This is a genomic window from Leptotrichia wadei, assembly GCF_007990445.1.
GTDB classification, from domain to species: domain Bacteria; phylum Fusobacteriota; class Fusobacteriia; order Fusobacteriales; family Leptotrichiaceae; genus Leptotrichia; species Leptotrichia wadei_A.
Map to the genome: position 1 here is coordinate 422017 of NZ_AP019841.1, position 23062 is coordinate 445078.

Consider the following 23062-nt stretch of genomic DNA (forward strand, 5'->3'; position numbering starts at 1 on the left):
ATAAATAAAATTGCAATATTAATATATTTTACATATATTTACTGTAAAAAGCAATATGATTCATAAAAAAATAATTTTAGAAGAGAAAAATATTCTTTACATTTTCTGTTTTTTCTATTATACTTTAAATATGTAAAAACAAAAAATTGGAGGATAAATAAATGAAAATTGCTGAAGCTCTTATTTTACGTGCTGATATTCAAAAGAGAATTGCACAGCTGAAAACAAGACTTAATAATAATGCCAAAGTTCAGGAAAATGAAGAACCTGCTGAAAATCCTGAACTTTTATTAACTGAATTAGAAAATTTGATTTCGCAGTTAAATGATTTAATAGTAAAAATAAATAGAACAAATACACTTTCAAAAATTGATGGAATTTCATTGGTGGAGTTAATTGCAAAAAAAGATACGCTTTCACAAAAAGCAGGAATTTTGCGTGAATTTATTGAAATTGCAAGTCAAAAGGTGAATTTGTATTCTACAGCGGAAATAAAGGTTTTCAGTACGGTTAATGTTCCTGAACAGCAGAAAAAGCTGGATAAATTGTCTAAGGAAATTCGGGAAACTGATACAAAGTTGCAACAGGCAAACTGGACTATTGACTTAGTTGAAGAATAAAAAATAGTGTATTTAATATTGTAATTTATAAAAATAAAAAGATTTTTGGTGTAGATATTTTTAAGGTGAACATAAACCTTTGGATATTAGGGGAAAAATATCCTACAAGAATGAGTAATGCGGGGAAGTTACAAAAGTTATGATTAATCCCAGTATTGTTACATCTGTACGAATTATTGTAATTGTTACTACCATATGTTAATTAATAATATTGAGGCTGGGTTGCGGGAATGGTTTTGCTATGTAGAAATTTATAAGGAGAGAAAAAATTTTATGAAAAAAATAGGGCTTGTGCCACGTTTGATTATTTCGATTGTGCTTGGTATTTTACTTGGATTAGTTTTGCCAAGTCCGATTATAAGGATTTTTGTCACGTTTTCGTCGTTGTTTAGTAAATATTTGTCGTTTATTATTCCATTTATGATTATTGGATTTGTTGTAACTGGAATTTCAGATTTACGTCATGGAGCGGGAAAATTGCTTGGAATTACAACTTTACTGGCTTATCTTTCTACAATTGTTGCAGGTACGCTTTCGTATCTTATGGCAATTAGTATTTTCCCGAAAATTCTTAACTTTGCTTCGTTTACAACGGTGGAACATCCTGAAAAGAATCTTTTGACAGCTTATTTTGACATTCCAGTTGCACCAATGTTTGATGTAACTTCAGCAATTATTTTTGCATTCATAATGGGACTTTCGATTAGCTGGCTTAGAAATAATGGAGAAGGGCAAATTACATATAACCTTTTTCGAGAATTTTCAAAGATAATTACAAAATTGTTAAGCACATCAATTATTCCGTTGCTTCCTGTCTATATTTTTGGAACATTTATGAATATGACTTACAGTGGACAAATTTTTGCAACGCTTTCAATATTTTTAAAGGTATTTATTTGTGTAATAATTTTGCATATTTTATATACTGCAGGTTTATTCATATTTGCTGGCGGGCTTTCAGGAAAAAATCCATTTGTCTGTATGAAAAATCAGATTCCTGGATATTTTACAGCTCTTGGGACACAATCTTCAGCCGCTACAATCCCAATAAATATTGAATGTGCCAAAAGAAATGGAACATCGCCTGAAATCCGTGAATTTGTAGTTCCTTTATGTGCCACAATTCATTTGGCTGGAAGTATTATTACAATTACAAGCTGTGTTGTTACTGTACTTATGATGTACAGCATGTCCTACGGAATTTCAACAATTTTTCCGTTTATAATGGTACTTGGAGTAGCAATGGTAGCTGCGCCTGGAGCGCCTGGAGGAGCAATAATGTCTGCACTTCCATTTTTAGGAATGGTTGGAATTGCCTCAAGCAGCCCAATGGCTTCACTCTTAATCGCACTTTACATAACACAGGATAGCTTTGGAACAGCGGCTAATGTTTCTGGAGATAATGCGATTGCCATTATAGTTGATTGGATATATCATAAATTTATAAAAAAATAAAATTAGTATGATTGAAAAAGTAGAAAATTTATGCTATAATTAACCCATAAAGGTAATGGATATACTCCATTTTAAGGTAAAAAATAGCGGAAAAAATATCTTCTTCTTAGTTGAAGGGGGTATTTTTTTATGTTATAATATTTCTGGGTTCGCTACCCAACCTTGAAATGGAGGGAGGTGAATAGTAATGATGAATGGTGATGTTGTTACTTTCATTGTTATGGTTATAATTTTGTATATAATCTTTAACAAATAGATGACAAATTGCCATTTTTTGCCTCCAAGATCTGCAGGAAATTATAACCTGCAGGTTTTTCCATAAAAATTATAAATATAATAAATTTTAATGAGGAATAGCAGGAAATAATAAAAAAAGTGAATTACTAATTAATTTTAGTTTTTCACTTTTTATTATGTTATTTTTTTGTTTTTTATATTAGTACCATAAAAGGTTAATTCCATTTTCCTTACATGTTTTTACGATTTCTGGTGTCCATACTGAAGCTTGAACTTCTCCAATGTGGGCTTTTTGCAATAAAAACATGCAGATTCTTGATTGCCCGATTCCTCCACCAATTGTTAATGGTAATTCATCGTTTAGAAGCATTTTGTGGAAATCAAGATTTTTTCTTTCTTCCAGGTTTAATTCTTTTAATTGACGTTCTAATGCGGCTTTATCAACACGGATTCCCATTGAAGATAATTCTAATGATCTGTCTAAAACTGGATTCCACATAATTAGATCTCCGTTTAGTTCCCAGTCATCGTAATCTGGGGCACGTCCATCGTGTCTTTTTCCAGAATTTAACACTTTTCCGATTTGCATAATGAAGATTGCCTTGTGTTCTTTTGCAAATTTGTCTTCTCTTTCATTTGGAGTTAATTCAGGATATAAATCTTCTAATTCTTGAGAAGTAATAAAAGTAACTTCTTTTGGCAAGAATTTTTCAAATTTTTCAAATTTTTCAGTCAATTCTTTTTCTGTATTTAAAAAGGCTTGATATATTTTTTTAACAGTTGCTTTTAAAAAGTCAATATTTCTATCTTCTTTTGAAATAACTTTTTCCCAGTCCCATTGGTCAACGTAAATTGAATGCATATTATCTAAATCTTCATCTCTTCTAATGGCATTCATATCTGTATAAATACCCTTTCCTTCTTCAACACCATATTGCTTCAATGCAATTCTTTTCCATTTTGCAAGTGAATGTACAATTTCCAATGTTACATCTGGCATTTCCTTCATTTCAAAAGCCACAGGACGTTCAACGCCATTCAAATTATCATTAATCCCAACAGACTTTCTAACAAACATAGGTGCTGAAATTCTTGTTAAGTCTAATGCTTTTGCAAGTTCTCTCTCAAAACAGTCTTTTGCAGCTTTTATTGCAATTTCTGTTTCCATGATTCCATATTTTGGATCATAATTTTTTGGAATTATAGTTTTTGACATATACTCTCCTTCTTTCTCAATTTTTTATTCTACCTATAGATGTTATCAAAATTATTATCTATTGTCAAATTTTTTTAAATTGAGCCTATTTAAGTTATTTTTTAAAGAAATAATCTTTTTCTAAATGGGATTTAGTATAAAATATTGTTTTTTAGTATTAATATTTGAATTAGTTATAAATATATATTGTAATGATTATAAAATTATGATAAAATTAAATAAAGAATTTTGAATAACAAAATATTAATAGCTTTATACTAAATATGTATATATTTAGAATTATAGAAAAACTTAAAAGTTAAAATATCAAGAATGGAGGAAAAAATGGAAAATATATCTAAAGATAAATTATTAAGTATGTATGAATCAATGTTAGATATTAGAAACTTTGATTTGAAGGTGAATCAACTTGTAAAAAGAGGGATGGTTCCAGGAATGACACATTTGTCAGTTGGAGAAGAAGCGGCAAATGTTGGAGCGATTGCGGCGTTAAATCCTGATGATTTTATAACGTCTAATCATAGAGGACATGGGCAAGTTATTGCGAAAGGAATTGACTTGAATGGAATGATGGCTGAGATTATGGGGAAAGCTACAGGAACTTGTAAAGGTAAAGGTGGTTCAATGCATATTGCCGATTTAGAAAGTGGAAATTTAGGAGCTAACGGAATTGTTGGTGGAGGACACGGAATGGCAGTAGGAGCAGCTTATACTCAAAAAGTTAAAAATACTGGAAAAATCGTACTGTGTTGTTTTGGAGATGGAGCCACAAATGAAGGAAGTTTTCATGAAGCAATGAACTTGGCATCAGTTTGGAATGTACCAATTATTTTTTATTCAATTAATAATGGATATGGAATAAGTACAGATATTAAAAAAGTTACAAATGTAGAGCATATTTATCAAAGAGCGGTAGCTTATGGAATGCCTGGATATTTCATTGAAGATGGAAATGATGTTTTGGCAGTTTATGAAACATTTAGAAAAGCAGTGGATGATGTAAGAGCAGGAAAAGGTCCTGTTTTAATTGAAAGTGTGACATATAGATGGTTTGGGCACTCGAGTTCAGATCCTGGGAAATATAGAACAAAAGAAGAAGTGGATTCTTGGAAGGCAAAAGATCCTATTATTAAGTTTAAAAATAGATTGATTGAAGAAGGAATTGCTACTGAGGAAGAATTAACTAAATTGGAAGAAAATTCGAAACAAAAAATTGAAGAAGCAGTTGATTTTGCGAAAAACAGTCCAGAACCAACTCTTGAATCAGCATTTGAGGATATTTTTGCAGATTAATTAAAGTGTTTGTTACTAAAAGAATTTTTGGGAATTTAGTAAAAAGATATTGATTTAAAAAATATAAATTTCGAAAAAATTCTAAGAGAGTTAAATTAGGAAAATAGTGTTTGAAAAAAGAAGAGATAAAAACTGGGAGGAAAAAATAAATATGGAGACAAAATTAATGTCTGTAAAAGAGGCAATAATTACAGCAATGTCAGAAGAAATGAGAAGAGATGAAAATGTATTTCTTATGGGAGAAGATGTTGGAATATTCGGAGGAGATTTTGGGACTTCGGTAGGAATGTTGGAAGAATTTGGAGAAGAGAGAATTAAGGATATGCCTATTTCAGAATCAGCAATTTCAGGAGCAGCTATTGGAGCGGCAATGACTGGTTTAAGACCAATTGTAGACGTAACATTTATGGATTTTATCGTGTATATGATGGATAATATTGTAAATCAGGCGGCTAAAACTAGATATATGTTTGGTGGAAAAGGAAGAGTACCAGTAACATTTAGATGTGCAGCAGGAAGTGGAGTAGGTTCAGCGGCACAACATTCGCAATCATTGGAGGCTTGGTTTACGCATATTCCTGGAGTGAAAGTAGTTGCACCTGGAACACCTGCAGATGTGAAAGGGTTGTTGAAAGCAGCTATTAGAGATAATAATCCAGTAATTTTCTTGGAATATAAAGCGCAATATAATATGAAAGGTGAAGTTCCAACAGATCCTGAATTTGTTATTCCTTTAGGAAAGGGAGAAATAAAAAGAGAAGGTACGGATATTACAATAGTAAGTTACGGAAGAATGCTTGAAAGAGTATTGAAGGCAGCAGAAATAGTGGCTGGAGAAGGAATTAGCGTAGAAGTGGTAGATCCTAGAACATTGATACCATTAGATAAAGAGATAATTTTGGATTCAGTTAAGAAAACAGGAAGAGTTATTTTAGTGAATGATGCTCATAAAACAAGTGGATTTATTGGGGAAATTTCAGCGATTATTTCAGAAAGTGATGCATTTGATTATTTGGATCATCCAATTGTGAGATTGGCTGGAGAAGACGTGCCTATGCCATATAATCATACTTTAGAAACAGCGATGGTTCCGAGTGTTGAAAAAATTGTTGAGGCAATTAGAAAAGTAAAAAATAAACAATAGTAGAAGGTGAAAAATAAGATGGAAAATAGCAAATTGAGAGCTACACCTGCTGCGAGAGATTTAGCTAAAATGATGGGAATAGATTTGTTAAATGTTAGAGGCAGTGGAGCTAAAGGTAGAATTCATAAAGAAGATGTGGAAGAATTTAATTTTGAGAAAAAAGTGAGAATTACTCCGTTGGCTAGTAAAATAGCACAAGAATACAACATTGATTTGAGTACAGTAGAAGGTAGCGGACATAACGGGAAAATAATGAAAGAAGATATTTTGAATATCATTGCTAAACCGAAAGAAACTGAAGAATTGGCAAGACATGAAAAAGCAATATTGGCTGAAAAAGAACAAGTGGAAGAAGCTGATATTGAAGTTATTCCAATGTCACCAATGAGAAAAGTAATAGCGAAAAGAATGTCAGACAGTTACTTTACGGCACCTACATTTACATTAAATTATGAAGTTGATATGACAGAATTGATTTCATTGAGAAAAAAAGTTATGGATACAATTATGGAAAATACAGGTAAAAAGATAACTGTAACAGATTTAATTTCATTTGCTGTAGTTAAAACATTGATGAAACACAAATATGTAAATTCTGAATTGTCTGCAGATGGAACACAAATTACATTGCATAATTATGTAAATTTATCAATTGCTGTTGGAATGGACGATGGGCTTTTGGTGCCTGTAATCAAAGGTGCTGATAAAATGTCATTAAGTGAATTGGTAGTTGCGTCTAAAGATATTATTAAAAAGGCGTTGGCAATGAAATTGAGTCCTTCTGAACAAAGTGGAAGTACGTTTACAATTAGTAATTTGGGAATGTTTGGAACGCAAAGTTTTAATCCTATTATAAATCAACCAAATTCGGCAATTTTAGGAGTTGCTGCGACAGTTGAAAAACCAGTAGTTGTAGATGGAGAGATTGTAATTAGACCAATAATGACAATGTGTTTAACAATTGACCATAGAGTTGTGGATGGACTTGCTGGAGCTAAATTTATGCAAGATTTGAAGAAATTATTGGAAAATCCATTAGCAATGTTAATTTAGAAAATTTGAAATACTATAAATACCATTAAATAAAATAAAGGAAGTGAAATAAATGGCAGTAGAAGTAATTATGCCTAAAGCTGGAATAGATATGACAGAAGGGCAAATCGTGAAATGGAACAAAAAAGAAGGGGAAAAAGTAGAAGAGGGAGAAATCTTACTTGAAATAATGACTGATAAAACAAGTATGGAATTGGAGGCAGAGGCTTCAGGATACTTAATTAAAGTGTTAAAACAAGATGGAGAAACTGTGCCAGTTACGGAAGTTATTGGGTATATTGGAGCTGAAGGAGAAGAAGCACCAACAGGAGCAGCACCTCAAGCGGCACCAGAACCAAAAGCAGCAGAACCAGTGACAGCAGCTCAACCAGCAGTTTCAGCTTCAAATGAACCAAAAGCACCAAAAGGTGACGATGAATTTGATGTGGTTGTAATCGGTGGAGGACCTGCAGGATATGTAGCGGCAATTAAAGCAGCACAATTAGGTGGAAAAGTAGCGATTGTGGAAAAAGTTCATTTTGGAGGAACTTGTTTGAATAAAGGATGTATTCCTACGAAAACATTCTTGAAAAATGCTGAAATTATCGAAGGAATTGAAATGGCAGGAAAAAGAGGAATTATCTTGGAAAATGATAAATTCACAATTGATATGCCAAAAGTTGTTAAATTGAAAAATGATATCGTAAAAACATTGACAAACGGAGTTCAAGGATTATTGAAGAGTAATGATGTTAAAATCTATAACGGTATTGGAAAAATAAATGTTGATAAAGATGTTGTTGTTACAAATGATAAAGGTGAAACAGTATTGAGAACTGATAAAATCATTTTAGCAGGTGGTTCAAAAGTAGGAAGAATCAATATTCCAGGAATTGACAGTCCAAAAGTATTGACAAGTGATGATATTTTAGATATTCAACAAATTCCTAAATCATTAGCTGTAATTGGTGGAGGAGTAGTTGGAATTGAGTTGGGGCAAGTGTTTAATTCATTTGGTTCAGAAGTAACTGTTGTGGAAATGATGGATAGAATTATTCCTGGTGTGGATAGGGAATCTTCTGAAACATTGAGAAAAGAATTAGAGAAAAAAGGAATGAAAATCTTAACTTCAACTGCAATTAAGGAAATAGTTGATAATGGAGATACATTAACAATTAAAGTTGATGGAAAAGATGATATTGTGGCTGAAAAAGCATTGTTGTCAATTGGAAGAGTGCCTGATTTAGAAGGAATTGGAGAAATTGACTTAGAATTGGAAAATGGTAAAGTTAAAGTGGATAAATATATGGAAACTAGCGTTAAAGGTATTTATGCGCCTGGAGATATTAATGGAACTAGAATGTTGGCTCATGCGGCATTTAGAATGGGAGAAATTGCAGCAGAAAATGCAATTCAAGGAAACCACAGAGCAACAAGATTAGAAACAAATTCTTCAGCTTCAATTTATACAATTCCATCAGCGATTTACACTGTGCCAGAAGTAGCAATGGTTGGATTGACAGAAGAACAAGCTAAAGAAAAATATGATATAAGTGTAGGGAAATTCGCATTTGTAGGAAATGGAAGAGCGTTGGCATCAGGGGAATCTGCTGGATTTGTAAAAGTTATTGCTGATAAAAAATATGGAGAAATTTTAGGAGTTCATATTGTAGGGCCTTCAGCTGCTGAAATTATTAACGAAGCTGCGACATTAATGAAAATGGAAATTACAGTTGATGAAGTAATCAAAACGATACACGGACATCCTACTTATTCAGAAGCATTGTTTGAAGCATGTGCAGATGTTTTAGGAGAAGCTGTTCATTTACCTAAAAAGAAAAAATAGAATGAAAGAGGACTAGTTACTATGATTTATTATATTAGTAAAACTCATGATACCGCATTTAATATTGCTTTGGAAGAATATTGCTTCAAAAATTTAAGAGATGAAGATGAAATATTTTTATTGTGGATAAATGAGCCTTCGATAATTGTTGGGAAGTATCAGAATACGATTGAGGAGATTAATACGGAATATACGAGAGAAAAAGGGATTCATGTAATTCGTAGAATTTCTGGTGGAGGAGCAGTTTATCACGATTTGAATAATTTGAATTATACGATTATTTCTAATAGAGATAAAAATCAGGAAGGATTCAATTTTAAAGAATTTTCAAAACCAATAATTGAAACATTGGCAGAATTAGGCGTAAAAGCTGAGTTTACTGGAAGAAATGACTTGGAAATTGATGGACAAAAATTTTGTGGAAATGCACAGGCTTACATAAAAGATAGAGTGATGCATCACGGTTGTCTTTTATTTAATGTTGATTTTAGTGCTTTGGGAGATGCTTTGAAAGTTTCCAAAGATAAAATTGAGTCAAAAGGTGTAAAATCTGTTAGAAGTAGAGTTACAAATATATTGCCTCATTTGAAAACTCCAATTACAGTTGAAGAATTTGGTGATAAAATTATGGAATATATGAAAAAACAGTATCCAGATATGAAAGAATATGTTTTCAGTAAGGAAGAGTTGGATTATATTGCTAAAAGAGCTGAAATTAAAAGAAGCTGGGAATGGAATTATGGAGAGTCTCCAGAATTTAATATAACTAGAGGAAAAAGATTTAAAAATGGAAAAATCCAGATCTTTGCCACAGTTGAAAATTCTAGAATTAAAAATATTAAATTTTATGGGGATTTCTTCGGGAAAAATGAAGATTTGAGTGAAATCGAAAATCTTTTGAAAGATGTGAAATATACGAGGGAAGATGTTAAGGAAAAATTGGAAACGGTTGATATTGGGGAATATTTTTCTAAATTTACGGTGGATGAAGTTGTGGAAGTTATTGTAGAATAGGGATTGATTATGAAATATTTTTTAGCAAGGGGTAAATCCCCTTGTTTTAAAATTTTTTTATTATATCATATTTTCAGAAATTATCAATAGTTTTTTTTGAAAAAGTGTAAAGAAAAAAAACTTGACAATTTATCAAAATTTTTGTATAATCATATTGCATTTAAAATAATAAGTTTTAAAATTATTGAATAGTATGGAGGTAACATTTAATGTTAAAATTAAGATTGACAAGATTAGGAAGAAAAAAAGTTCCTTTTTATAGAATAGTAGCTATGGAGGCTTTATCTAGAAGAGATGGGAAAGCTGTTGCTTACCTTGGAACTTTTAACCCGCTTGTTGAAGATGACAAACAAGTAGTATTGAAAGAGGAAGAAATCTTGAAATACTTATCAAACGGTGCTCAACCAACTGAAACTGTTAAAAGTATCTTAACAAAAGCAGGAGTTTGGGCTAAATTTCAAGAAACTAAGAAAAAATAGTTCTGAAAATTCTTGATTCATAATTTATTTTCCATTTTTTGTTGTACTAGCAAGAGATTTTGGTCTTTTGTTAGTACAATTGAGATGTAATTTTCATTTGAGGTTTGAATATTGCATTTCAAAATATTTGTCCTAATTTTTAGGGCAAATTTTTTTAAGGAGAATTAATATTTATAGTTATTTTAAATTTAATTTTATTTTAACAAAAAGATAGCAAGAAGTCTCCGACTTCTACAAGTGGGAGATGAATTGCTTTTTTTGTAAAAAAAATTGAAAAAAGTCAAATTAAAATATCATAGAGAAATACCGAAGGATTACAAGATAAAGTCAGTAACATTGACAAACAGTAATGGAAATTACTATGTTTCTGTCTTGACGGAATTTGAAAAAGAAATTCAAAAAATGCCAAGTTATGATAAAGTAATTGGACTTGATTTTTCAATGTCTGAATTATTTGTCAGTTCTGAAAACCAAAGGGCTGATTATCTAAGATATTTTAGGATGTTAGAAGAAAAATTAAAGAAATTACAGAAATCATTATCAAGGAAAGTAAAATTTTCTAAAAATTGGTATAAGCAAAAAGCGAAAATATCAAAATTACATGAGTATATTAAAAATTGTCGAAGAGATTTTTTGCATAAATTATCGAAAAAATTGTCTGAAGAATACAATGCTGTGGTTGTTGAGAATTTGAATATGAAAGGGATGAGCCAGGCATTAAATTTTGGGAAAAGTATAGGAGATAATGGATGGGGAATGTTTTTGAGAATGCTTGAGTATAAGTTAATGTTTTTAGGGAAACAATTTTTGAAGATAGATAAGTGGTTTCCGTCATCGAAAACTTGCAGTAAATGCGGAAATATTAAAGAGGAACTGAAATTATCAGAAAGAAGTTATAAATGTGAGTGCTGTGGAATTGAAATTGATAGAGATTACAATGCGGCACTGAATATAAAAAACATTGGGAAATTGATGTTGGAATATTAGAAAAATAAAAAAAACAGGGCAGGGACTGTCCGAAGAGCTTGGTAAATATATTTGGCTAACAAAAGCAGATACTTCCCAAGAAGCTCCCGCTTCTAAAAGCGGGAGTAGTTCACGAATAGATTTCAAATGAAATACTATTTTCATTTAAATAATGGATATGCTAAGTTTCACTTGGTATAGAAATTATTTTTTTGTGCTTAACATTAGGCAAAGTTTAGAATAAAAGGAGTTAGAATTATGACGAATAATTTAACAGTTTTAAAGAAGGATTTGAAGTCTTTTGCAAAAAGAGTGAAGGACTTTAAATATACAGAATCAGCCCTTATAACTTTTTTATTAACTGGATTAATCGAACTGACAGGAGTTTCGTTTAATCTTTTTTCGGCTGAAAATGAAATCCAGGCGCAAACAAAGGCAATCAACACGTCGATAACGAACTTGAAGAGTGATTTCAGGTTTGCACGGCATGAAAATGATAAGTTGCTTAGAAAGACAAACTTGGAATTAGTTAAGTTAATGGAACAAGGAGATCACGTTGTAAAAAGCCCATGGAGCAGCTGGCAATACGGAATAAACGGTTTCTACAACAGCTGGCAAGGTTCATACAAAGGTCGTGGAGACAAAACTGCTGACTACAAATACGAACGTGACAAAACAATGAGCAAAACCAAATACGAAGCATATCCTCACACTCTTTACGGAAACACGACAGAACTAGGATTAAAGCAAGAGCCAAATGCCTCAATCCCAGTATCAGCAACACTTAATCCGTTGATACCAAAAGTAAAGCATGCTAATGTATCAATGGCTGTGGATATAAGTGAGTTGCCTTCGTTTACTCCAAGAACGGTTAATCCGCCAGAAAAACCAAATATAGATACAACAGTAAGTGTTAATGCACCTACTTTTAGTCTGGCTGGAGAATCGCTTCAAAATGGTGGAGAACGTTTTTTTGATGCAAATAAAGGATTGAAAAAACTTAAAAATGGAGTAATGGAAATCTATGGTCCATCAGGAAGCATAATAGATGAAACAGGTGGAGGTGTAATTGAATCTGTTGCAATACTTGGAGGTAATTTTGTTACAAGTAGGATAGATAACGGAAATAGTGCTTATCAAAATTATCCTTTTGGAGATGCATATCGTTATTTTGGTGTATGGGAATATGCTTATTCAGATTACAGTATACAAAATGCTTTTTCTCAACATATGCAGTCTAATAATCCTGATTTAATAAATAAAGTAGATGGAGGAACAAGTCCAATAGTGATTTCAGGGACACAAGGAACGGATTATTATATGAATACATCCAAACCTCTTGATCGAGCGTGGGCTTCGGGATCATACGGTTTTCCAGCATCAATTCCTGATGCAAATGTGCCTGGATATCCTACAGCATCAGAACGAGCAGTTGTAATAGCACCTAATACAGTGGTGAGACATCTTAATAGATCTCAAACAATTACCGGGGCTAAATCAGGATTTATAAGAATGGCTAATAATATAGGTAATAATGGAAATCAGTCAGCAACTATGCTTAACAATGGAAATATATTATATGCAAGAAATTTTAAAACTGAATCAAATCCTGAAATACATAGATCTAATATAGGTAAGACATATAATACACCAATAAGAGAACTAGTTCATTTAGATACACATGGTGCAGCAGATATTTTAACACAAAGAAACAATTTAATGACCGCACTTGGCAATGCTGAAGTTTCAGGTGTTGCAACAGATGTTACAAGAGCTTATGATGATTTTAAAGATATTGCTCTTGCAAAAGGACTTGAAAAATCACAAACTTTTATAAATAGTGGAACAACTGTTATTGAGGGAGAAAAAGTAGCTTTTTCTAACAGTTATGATCATTCAAATAATATGCCAAATGGGAAATGGATGGCAACAGTTATAAATACAGGAAATATAACTATACATCCTATGTACGTTTTAGGAAGTAATGTTCATCCGACAGGTACAAATGGATATTATTCATTTGAAAAAGATGAACTTAATTCAGATGCGGCTGTATTTGTAGTGTCGCCTGAAGTATATTGGGTAGGTAATGGAACAAATCCAGCTAATGGAATTCCGCAATTATTATATAATTCAGGAAAAATAAATGTGTATAATAGAAATTCTGCAGTATTTTTTATTAATCCTGATCCTTTTGAAAGAACACAGAATACTACTGCAAGAAGAGACATTACTATAGTTAATAGAAAAGAAAATGGTATAAAGATGTATGGTAATAAAGGGGTTGGAGTTTACATTAAAACACCAAATTATGTTAAACAATTAAATTTAGATTTCTCTGATACACAAGCATCTGCTGGTAATTTTTCTCCAATGACATTATACGGAGATAACAGTATAGGTTTGTATATTGAAAAGATTGATGATGCAAATGATACAGCTGATAAACCCCCTACTACTGGTACTAGTCCTTTCTTTATTGCTAGTGATGTTGGAAAAAATACCTCTATCAAAAAAGCTAGCAGCCAAAATAAGTCAGTGGTTTATGGAAACTTTGCTGTTGATATAGGAGATAGTTCTGATACTGGAAATCAAAAATATACATCTAGCAATCAAGTTACAACTAGTACAGTTACAAATACTACAACTATAACTCCAGGTTTAACAGAAGGAACTCCACATGAATTTATATTGAATAACGTTGAAGTTGATAGTGCTGGAAATGTTGTAACCGATTCTAGCGGAAATCCTGTTGAGATTCCACAAATTGAGAACAGTTATGGTATTTTCTCAAACTACAATATAGATTTCAGTGATACAAGTGTTAGTGGAACAACAGGAATAAACAAATTCGGACATCAAATTAGAATTTTTGGAAATACCAAAAATAATATCGGAGTGCTTACTGGAAATGATGCTGACTATAAACTTGGAGCAGGAAGTGTTGAGTTAAGTGGTGCAAATAGTATTGATAATACTGGTATTTTAGTTGGTGGATCTATTGGAACTGGTGGAACTCCAAGCCATGAGACAGATGGAACAGTAACTGGAGATGTTGTAATGATTAAAGGAACAGCAACAGTAACACCAACTTCAGTAACTGGTGGAAGTGACAGAGGAAATAGAGCCATAACTGCTATTGGAAAAGATAGTAATAATAATCCTAATTCTGTTACAGTAAATGCTGTTGATTCTGATAAAGCTACAAACTCAATAACACTTGTTGCTGATGAGGGAGCCCAAATTACTGTAAATGATCCTGCTGTTGGAAATACAGTAATTAGTACTCCTATAAGTGCAGGATTAAAAATCACAAATTCAGTTTTCAAAAATGATACAACTCGTTTAAGAGCAGATGGTTCATCTAAGGATAATGTTGGAGCTGCTTATGCTAATAAGAGTGCTACAATAACTATTAATAAAGCCAATCCTCAGTCGGTTGCTAATATTTCGATAGTAGGTGGAGTTGATGATAATACTAAGAAAAATGTAGGATTTGGATTATTTGCTGATAATAACGCTAAAATAAATGCACAAAATAACTGGATAAAAGTTACTAATGGAGCAACTAATATAGCATCATTAGGTAATGCAGAGATTGACTTGAAAGGTGCGACTGTTGAGTATAAAGGTGAAGGATATGCACTTTATACCGATTCTACAAGTAAAATTTCTGGTGCTATTAATATGAATAATGCGAAATTAGTGTTAGATGGAAAAGCTGTTGGGTATGTGCATTATCAAGATCAACCTAATATGATTAATGTTACTGGGATGGGAATTGATATACTTGATGATGATGTGATAGTATCAGATTTAAGAAAATTATCAGGTCGAGTTTCTGTAGATGTTGAAAATAATGGTGCTCCTAATAGATTGGTAGATCAATTACTTGGAAGCGGAGTTGGAACTATTACAAGTTCAAATGGAAAGAGTCATTATAAATATGCAGTTGTAGATAATGCTGATATTAATATAAATTCAGCTGTTGACAAGGCTGATAATTCAGGTACTGATACAGATAGTGAAGTATTTACAAAAAGATTCTTATATCAAAATTCTAAGATTGATGTAACGGCAGCAGGTTCTGTTAAGGCTGAACTGGATGATATGCAAATGAAGGCGATAGATGTTAATCTTAAAACTCCTGTTGGTCTTGCAGTAACGGCAAGTGCACAGACAAAGGATAATGATACGACAGGAATTAATAATAGCGGTACGGTATCGGCTGATAAAACGGTTGGATCTGATAGAGGTGGAATTGGTCTGTATGTAGATTACGGATATATTAATAATAATGCTGCAGGAACTGTAAATGTTGAAAAAGGGACAGTAAATAATCCAAATGACAAGGCTATTGGAATATTTGGAACAAATAGCACGAAGATAGTTAATGATGGAAAGGTAAATGCTGGAGGTAAAAAATCAATTGGTATTTTAGGGCTTTCTTATAGAATTGACTCAAAAACAGGGCTTGCAATAGATCCAAAAACTGAAACGTATTACGACAATGTGACTACACATTCTGGACATCATCCATTTGGAGTTGTTGATGTTGAAAATGGTGCGACTGGTAAGATTACGATGGATAATGATGGCGCTGTTGGAATGTTTGTGAAGAATAACAGTACTGATAAAAACAGTTCTGGAAATTATGTTGTAACAAATGCTTCTGACATAAAAACTAAAAATGAAACACGTGGAGTAAATAAAGGTGAAATCACGATTAATGGAAACGACAGTTCAGTTGGAATGGGAGCGAATAACGGTATAATTACAAATGCTAGCAGCGGTAAGATTAATGTTAATGGTACTAAGTCGGCAGGAATGTATGGAACGAATGATTCTGATTTGATAAATAATGGAGAAATTAATGTTGCGGCGACTTCTGCTGGAAATGAATCTATTGGAATGTATATTGATGATCAGGTTTCAACTATTGCAAATACTGGAAAGATTAATGTTGGAAAATCTTCTTATGGAATTTACGGAAAAGATGTCAATATGACAGATGGTGAGATTAATGTGGCTGATGACGGGGTTGGAGTTTATTCGACAGGTCCAAGTGTAAACCTTTCAGGTGGAAAGATTGATGTGGCAAATAATAACTCTGTTGGGGTATATATTGCAGATGACAGCAAGAATCCGCAAGCGACAACAGTTACATCATCTGTTGACATGAAGGTTGGAGATACAGATTCGTTTGGATACTTGATAACGGCTTCAAAGGCTAAGACAGACTTGACAATAAATCCGACAGCAAATCCTGTTCACGTTGGGGAAAAATCAGTGTATGTTTACTCTGGAGCGCCACAAAGCCTGGGAGGAAAGATTGTTAATAAATCAGATATTGTAATGGATAAGAATAATGGATATGGAATTTATTCTTCACAAGATGCTGAAAACTATGGAAATATTGACTTGAGAGCAGGTGTTGGAAATATTGGGGTTTACTCTACGCAAGGAAACAGCAAGAACTTCGGAGTAATTACAGTAGGTCCAAGTAATGTGACTAGCAAGCAGTATGGAATCGGAATGGCGACTGGATATTACAATGAAACTACAAAAGTCGCAACAAATGAAGGAACAATAGAAAATCATGGAACAATTAATGTTTCAGATGATAACAGTGTTGGAATGTATGCTGTGGGATCTAGCTCAAAGGCAATTAATAGAGGGACTATTAACCTGAGCGGAAATAATACGACTGGAATGTATATTGACAGATTTGCGACTGGGGAAAATTATGGAACTATTCAGACAACGCCTACTGCAAATGGAGCAGGAATAAAGGGAGTAGTTGTAGCGAATGGAGGAGTAATTAAAAACTACGGAACAATAAATATTGTTGGAAACAAAAATATTGGTGTGTATGCATTCAGAGGAGATGTGACAGATCCGAATTATGTGCCTTATGAAGCGCATGGAACTGGAAACACTTCAACAAGACCTTATGTGGAAGGAACAGCAACTGACCAGAAAGTGACAGGGAAAGCGATTGTAAAAGTTCCGCCTGCATCACTGCCTAGCCCAGTTTCAATTTCAATAGACGGTGTAGATGTGGCGCCAGTAAAAGTTGATACAAACATACCTTCGCCAGAAGCTCCAGAAGTATTGATAACTGACTTGTCAGGAGTAACAAGACTGAATCTGGAAACAGAAAAGATGGATCATAATCACACACATTCAAATGGGGAAATATCAACTATCGGAATGTATGTTGACACATCAGGAATAAATTACACAAATCCTATTCAAGGGTTGAATAATTTATCTGGACTGACAGATGTTGACCTGATAATGGGTACGGAAGTTACTAAATACCTGAATGCAAAAGCGATTCAAATTGGAGATAATATTTTGAAGCCGTATAATGATGCATTGGCGAGCGTTGTATCGACAGGGGTTACATTAAATGTAAATTCAGCAAGCCTGACTTGGATAGCACAGCCGGTGGAATCTGGAAACATAGCTGCTCCGATAAAAACAGTATATATGGTAAAAATACCGTATACGGATTTTGCAAGCAAAAACGATGTTGACACAGAACATTTCCTTGATGGTCTTGAACAAAGATACGGAGTTGAAGATATCCATTCAAGAGAAAAACAAATTTTCAATAAGCTGAATGACCTAGGAAAAGGTGAACCGCACATATTTGCACAGGCTGTAAATGAAATGAAAGGTTACGAATACTCGAACACTCAGCAAAGAATAAATGCAACTGGAAATGCGCTGGACAAGGAATTTAAATATCTATGGAAGGACTGGAGAAATCCATCTAAGCAAAACAACAAGATAAAAGTGTTTGGAATGAAGGATGAGTACAAGACAAACACAGCCGGAGTAATTGACTATGACAGCAATGCCTGGGGAGTTGCCTATGTTCACGAAGATGAAAAAGTTCAGATGGGTAAATCAAGCGGATGGTATGCAGGAGCAGTTACAAACAGATTCAAGTTCAAGGATCTAGGAAAATCAAGAGAAGACCAGACAATGGTAAAACTTGGAATCTTTAAGACAATGTCGCCAAGAAAAGACTACAACGGAGCACTACAATGGACAGTTGCAGGAGACATCTTTGGAGGAATTAACAATATGCACCGTAAATACTGGGTTGTAGATGACACATTTGAGGCGAAGTCTACATACAGCTCTTATGGAGCGGCCTTGAAAAATGAATTGGGATACGACATAAGAATGAGCGAAAGAACACATTTGCGTCCTTACGGGGCATTAAAGATGGAATACGGAAGATTTAACGACATAAAGGAAAACTCTGGACAAATGCGGCTAGAAGTTAAAGGGAACGACTATTTCTCAGTAAAACCTGAAGCAGGACTGGAATTCAAATATATTCAGCCATTGGCAGTAAGAACTCAGTTATCAGTAGGATTGACAGTGGCCTATGAAAATGAAATTGGCAAGCTGAATAAATTGAACCAGGCAAGAGTAAGATATACAACAGCTGACTGGTATAACTTGAGAAGTGAGAAGGAAGACAGAAGAGGAAACGGCAAATTCGATCTTAACATAGGTGTAGACAACACAAGATTTGGTGTTACGGTAAATGCCGGATATGACACTAAAGGAAACAATGTTAGAGGAGGAATCGGATTCAGGGCTATTTACTAATTCTGGATTGCTTTAAAAACAGAACAATATTAGGATTTTATGGCAAGGGGGAGGTTTCTCCTTGCCTGTTAAGATTAATAAAGATTTTAGCGTAAATTTTTATAAAAATAGCACAAAAATTCATGATTAAAAGCATAGAATGAATTGTGCTATTTTTTATTTATAGAAAAATGATGTAGACTAGCCATAGGTTGTAGAATTTGCGGAAATGAGCAATCCTACAAAAATAAAAAAAACATAGTAATTAGTTGAGAATGATTATGAAATAAATATTATAAAAATTTGTTCCTGTTTTTAAAAGGGGTTTAGTATTAATTTTGAATAGGTTCAAGCATACTTTACAAACTTCCAAATTTGAAGTATAATAAAAAAAATTAAAGAAAGGTTGATAACACAAAGAATCTTACTTCTTGGCAAAAAATAAATAAAAAAATGAAAAACGATAAAACAAAAATAGATGAAATTTTAGAAAAAATTTTTAATATGAGAACAATTAATAAGAGAATAACAAAGGAATCTTTAAATCAGAATAACGAAAAACTGAAAAAAATTTATGAATTACTAGGAAAACCTTGTGAAAATAAGAAAATTGTTCATATTGCAGGGACAAATGGAAAGGGCTCAACAGCGACATTTTTAGAAAACATTTTTTTTGCAGCCGGATATTCGGTTGCTAAATTTACTTCACCGCATATTTTACGATTTAATGAAAGAATTTTGGTAAATAAAGAGATGATTTCAGATGAGGATGTTGTGAAATATTGTGAAGCTGTTATGAATGTTCTGGAAGAAAATGGATTGCAGATAAATTTTTTTGAAATAGCAACTTTCGTAGCCTTACTTTATTTTAAAGAAAAAAATCCTGATTTCATATTTCTGGAAACTGGGCTAGGCGGAAGATACGATGCCACAAATATTGTAAAGTCAACAATAGCGGCTATAACAAATGTGAGTTTTGACCATGTCGCTCTTTTGGGAAATTCACTTGAAAAAATTGCAGATAGAAAAGCTGGGATTATAAAAAATAGGCAGCTTTGTATTTATGCTCAGAATTTGGCTGAACTGGAAGAGGCTGTGAAAAGGGAAACAGATAATTCGGTAAATGTTTTGGAAAAATATAAAGGTTTTCAAGCTGAATTGGATAATCAAAATTATAATACAATTGTGAAAATTGTTGAAAATGAAAATTCTAAAGAATCTGGAAATATTGAAAAGTCTGAAAACATTGAAAAAATTAATAATAATAAAAATAATTTAGAAAAAACATTTGTTCTGCCACTTTTTGGAAAATTTCAAGCAAATAATTTTTTAATTGCCTATGAGATTGCAAAAATTTATGGAATTAGTGACAAAGTTATTCAAAAGGGGCTTGATGAAATTTCATTGGCTGGACGGTTTGAGATTTTTTCAAAAAATCCTGCAACAATTTTAGATGTTGCTCATAATGATGATTCTGTAAAGGTCTTGACAGAAAATTTGAACGAACTTTTTAAAGATGATGAAGTGATTTTTGTTCTTTCAGTACTCGGAACAAAGGATATTGCAAATATTTTTAAAAGAATCTTGGAAAAAAATTATAAAATTTTCATAACTTCCCTAAAAGAAGTTACCTATGGGCTATCTGCTGAAGAAATAAAGAAAAATCTGGAAAATTCAAGTATTTCTACAAAAAATATTATTTTTGAAGATGAAATTTTACAGGCTTATAATCAGGCAAAGGAAATGGTTTTGAAAAAGGATAATTCGTATAAGGTGATTGTGGTTTGCGGATCTTTTTATGAGATTGCGAAGTTTAAAAAATTGTTTTTGTAATATTTTTTTCGTAAAATAGTAAAAAAATAAATTATTAGGCAGATTTTTTAACAAATTTGTGGAATAGAAAATTTTAAATAATATTGTTTAATAGGGGGTTAATGCCCCTTATTTTTAAATAAATTAAAAAAAATTAATAAAAATATTATCTCTCTTTTATTTTTGAAAAAATATGTTATACTTATAATAGGGAAAATGTACTTTGATAATAAAAGTTTAATCTTAAATCTTGCTTAGTGGTCATAAATTTTAGTAGCTAGAAAGAACAGATTATAATTAAAAAAAGAGGAAAATATGGAAAAATATGCTATGTTCAGAGGAAAAGTTGTGGATAAGTGGTATGATTTTGACAAGAGGGCTCATTATCATATTGTGGCTGTGGATAAAAATGGGAAAAAGTATGATTTGGCAGTTAATATCGGGAGTATTTATGAGAAGAAAAATGAGATTATTTCTTCAAATTTGAGGGTATACTACAGGAAAAATTATTTTTGTGAAGAAAGTGTGATTTCTAAGATGCTGTTACAGGAATCTGGAATTACAGAATGTGATAAAGATTTATGTTTGGATTATGTAAGAATGAAATTGTTTCCGCATAATGAAATGATTCAGATGAAGGGATTTGATGAGAAACACGTGTATTTGACGGAGATTATTGAAAAATATGTTGAAAAGTCTAAAAATAATGATAATTATGAGGTATTTGCATTTGGAAGGCTTTATGCTAATGGTAAAGGGCTGCATGATATTCACTTAAATCAGGGGAGTACAGGTAAATTCAAAAAAAATGATGCCAAGTATTCAGATGGAGGATTATTTTTTAGAAATAGACAAAGTAATAGAATTATAGCCATATTTATTGCATTTGTTACTCAAAATCCAGATAAAAGTATTTAAAAAGGGGAGTGTGATAAAAAATGCCTATAAAAATAAAAAAAACTGATGAAACGAAACTTAAAATGAAAAGGGAGGACTTTTGGAAATATATTTTTATTTCACATGAAAAGGCTAAAAATAATAATGAATTTACAGATTATTTGATAGATATTCTATCTAAAAAAACAGATGAAGAAATTTTTGATTTTGAAATAATTACTGTTGAGTTGATGCAGGAGAGCTATAACGAAAAGTTATGGTGCGCTTCGTATCTTGTAAATGGTGATACTGCGAGCTGGAGCTTTGATTTTTTCAGACTTTGGCTTATTTCACAAGGGGAAAAGATATTTTATTCAATTATGAAGAATCAGGATAATTTGTCAGAATATATAAATGTATCATTTGAAACAAAGTTAATGACAAACTATTTTGAAAATGAAAATTTTGCTTTTATTTCAGCTTATGCCTTTGCCAGAAAAAACGATTCACATGAAATTTTAAATAAAGAAAGTTATAAAATTAATGATAAAACTATTTTTAGGGATGATTTTATTGATAATTATAATAAAAAATTAAATGAATACAAAAGAAAAATAGGCTATATAAATAAAAAATATCCAAAAATAACATTTCACTGGTGTACACAATTTCCAAGCAGCATGAAGGAAGTTTGTCCAGCTTTGTTTAAAAAAATGTATTTTTAAATTTAATAAAAAATTAAAATGATTGTTAAAAAAGTAACAAAAATTCTTCTTAAAGGTTGAAATATTAACAAATATGTTTTAAAATATATGTAAATAAATTTTTAAGGAGGCAAAAAAATGAAAAGTTTAAAAAATGATTTTTCTTTAATGTCAAGTTTGTTGATACCAGTAGCGGTAGCTATTAATTTTACAGGATTTGGGCTTGTTAAATTACTGCAAGTGCCAATATTTCTTGATTCAATTGGAACAGTGTTTATCAGCCTTATAGCAGGGCCTTGGGTAGGAGTTGTAACAGCTGTTATTACAAGTTTAATTACGGGAAGTTTTTCTCCTGAATATTTCGCATTTATACCAGTGGCGGTAATTATGGCGCTTACTATGGGATTTTTAGCAAGATTTAGAATGAAAAATATTGTAATAAAAACATTAGTCTGTGCATTTTGTCTTGTATTTATTGCGATAGTTGTATCTGCACCGATAATAGTAATGGTTTATGGTGGAAATACTGGAAATTCCACATTTGGAGTAACTGCATTTTTCCTGGCAACAGGTCAAAATATTTGGACAGCCGTTTTTAGTACGAATTTTATTACAGAAACAACCGACAAAATTATAACAGCAATAGTTGCAATGGCAATAATTAAGGCAATGTCGCCTAGATATTTGATAAAATTCAAATATGGAGAAAATTATATAAATAATCAAAAAGTATAGAATATAAAAATAATAAAAA

Annotated in this window: 15 protein-coding genes; 14 read left to right on the forward strand and 1 reads right to left on the reverse strand. The window is 32.1% G+C overall.

The features are described from left to right. Window positions 1–161 precede the first annotated feature (161 nt). Together FVE74_RS02170 and FVE74_RS02175 are read left to right on the forward strand one after the other, a co-directional pair. Window positions 162–620 carry a DIP1984 family protein gene (locus FVE74_RS02170; RefSeq protein ID WP_147002996.1) on the forward strand — a complete coding sequence of 153 codons (459 nt, stop codon included), beginning with the start codon at window positions 162–164 and terminating at the stop codon, window positions 618–620. A 273-nt stretch (window positions 621–893) separates the two neighbouring features. Beyond that, on the forward strand, window positions 894–2075 hold the full coding sequence (locus tag FVE74_RS02175) for a dicarboxylate/amino acid:cation symporter (RefSeq protein WP_147002997.1): 1182 nt from the start codon (window positions 894–896) through the stop codon (window positions 2073–2075). Between the two features lie 436 nt (window positions 2076–2511). Here FVE74_RS02175 and asnA read toward each other — a convergent pair whose 3' ends face one another. Next, complete coding sequence (gene asnA, locus FVE74_RS02180; RefSeq protein ID WP_147002998.1) at window positions 2512–3528, reverse strand: aspartate--ammonia ligase; 1017 nt, start codon at window positions 3526–3528, stop codon at window positions 2512–2514. A 324-nt stretch (window positions 3529–3852) separates the two neighbouring features. On the opposite strand from asnA, the gene FVE74_RS02185 reads away from it, so the two are divergent. From FVE74_RS02185 to FVE74_RS02245, 12 genes are all read left to right on the forward strand, one after another. Beyond that, on the forward strand, window positions 3853–4821 hold the full coding sequence (locus tag FVE74_RS02185) for a thiamine pyrophosphate-dependent dehydrogenase E1 component subunit alpha (RefSeq protein ID WP_147002999.1): 969 nt from the start codon (window positions 3853–3855) through the stop codon (window positions 4819–4821). 151 nt (window positions 4822–4972) lie between these two features. Then, a complete protein-coding gene (locus FVE74_RS02190) occupies window positions 4973–5965 on the forward strand; it encodes an alpha-ketoacid dehydrogenase subunit beta (protein ID WP_147003000.1) in 993 nt (330 codons plus the stop codon). 18 nt (window positions 5966–5983) lie between these two features. Continuing rightward, window positions 5984–7018, forward strand: coding sequence for a dihydrolipoamide acetyltransferase (locus FVE74_RS02195; RefSeq protein ID WP_036060044.1), 1035 nt, complete (start codon window positions 5984–5986; stop codon window positions 7016–7018). 52 nt (window positions 7019–7070) lie between these two features. After that, window positions 7071–8843, forward strand: coding sequence for a dihydrolipoyl dehydrogenase (gene lpdA, locus FVE74_RS02200; protein WP_147003001.1), 1773 nt, complete (start codon window positions 7071–7073; stop codon window positions 8841–8843). A gap of 21 nt (window positions 8844–8864) precedes the next feature. Then, the gene (locus tag FVE74_RS02205) at window positions 8865–9857 is read left to right on the forward strand and encodes a lipoate--protein ligase (protein WP_147003002.1); all 993 of its coding nucleotides are present in this window, start codon (window positions 8865–8867) and stop codon (window positions 9855–9857) included. Between the two features lie 209 nt (window positions 9858–10066). Beyond that, window positions 10067–10336, forward strand: a complete 270-nt coding sequence (rpsP, locus tag FVE74_RS02210) for a 30S ribosomal protein S16 (RefSeq protein ID WP_018450552.1) — start codon at window positions 10067–10069, stop codon at window positions 10334–10336. 270 nt (window positions 10337–10606) lie between these two features. Beyond that, complete coding sequence (locus FVE74_RS02215) at window positions 10607–11323, forward strand: RNA-guided endonuclease InsQ/TnpB family protein (RefSeq protein ID WP_232053998.1); 717 nt, start codon at window positions 10607–10609, stop codon at window positions 11321–11323. A gap of 237 nt (window positions 11324–11560) precedes the next feature. Next, entirely contained in the window at window positions 11561–18937 is a 7377-nt protein-coding gene (locus FVE74_RS02225; RefSeq protein WP_232054004.1) for an autotransporter-associated N-terminal domain-containing protein, read from the forward strand. Window positions 18938–19369: 432 nt separating this feature from the next. Continuing rightward, entirely contained in the window at window positions 19370–20749 is a 1380-nt protein-coding gene (locus tag FVE74_RS02230) for a bifunctional folylpolyglutamate synthase/dihydrofolate synthase (protein ID WP_147003003.1), read from the forward strand. 294 nt (window positions 20750–21043) lie between these two features. After that, window positions 21044–21646, forward strand: coding sequence for a DUF2278 family protein (locus tag FVE74_RS02235; RefSeq protein WP_147003004.1), 603 nt, complete (start codon window positions 21044–21046; stop codon window positions 21644–21646). A gap of 20 nt (window positions 21647–21666) precedes the next feature. Then, entirely contained in the window at window positions 21667–22329 is a 663-nt protein-coding gene (locus FVE74_RS02240; RefSeq protein ID WP_147003005.1) for a DUF4240 domain-containing protein, read from the forward strand. 117 nt (window positions 22330–22446) lie between these two features. Next, window positions 22447–23043, forward strand: coding sequence for an ECF transporter S component (locus FVE74_RS02245; RefSeq protein WP_147003006.1), 597 nt, complete (start codon window positions 22447–22449; stop codon window positions 23041–23043). Window positions 23044–23062: the final 19 nt, after the last annotated feature.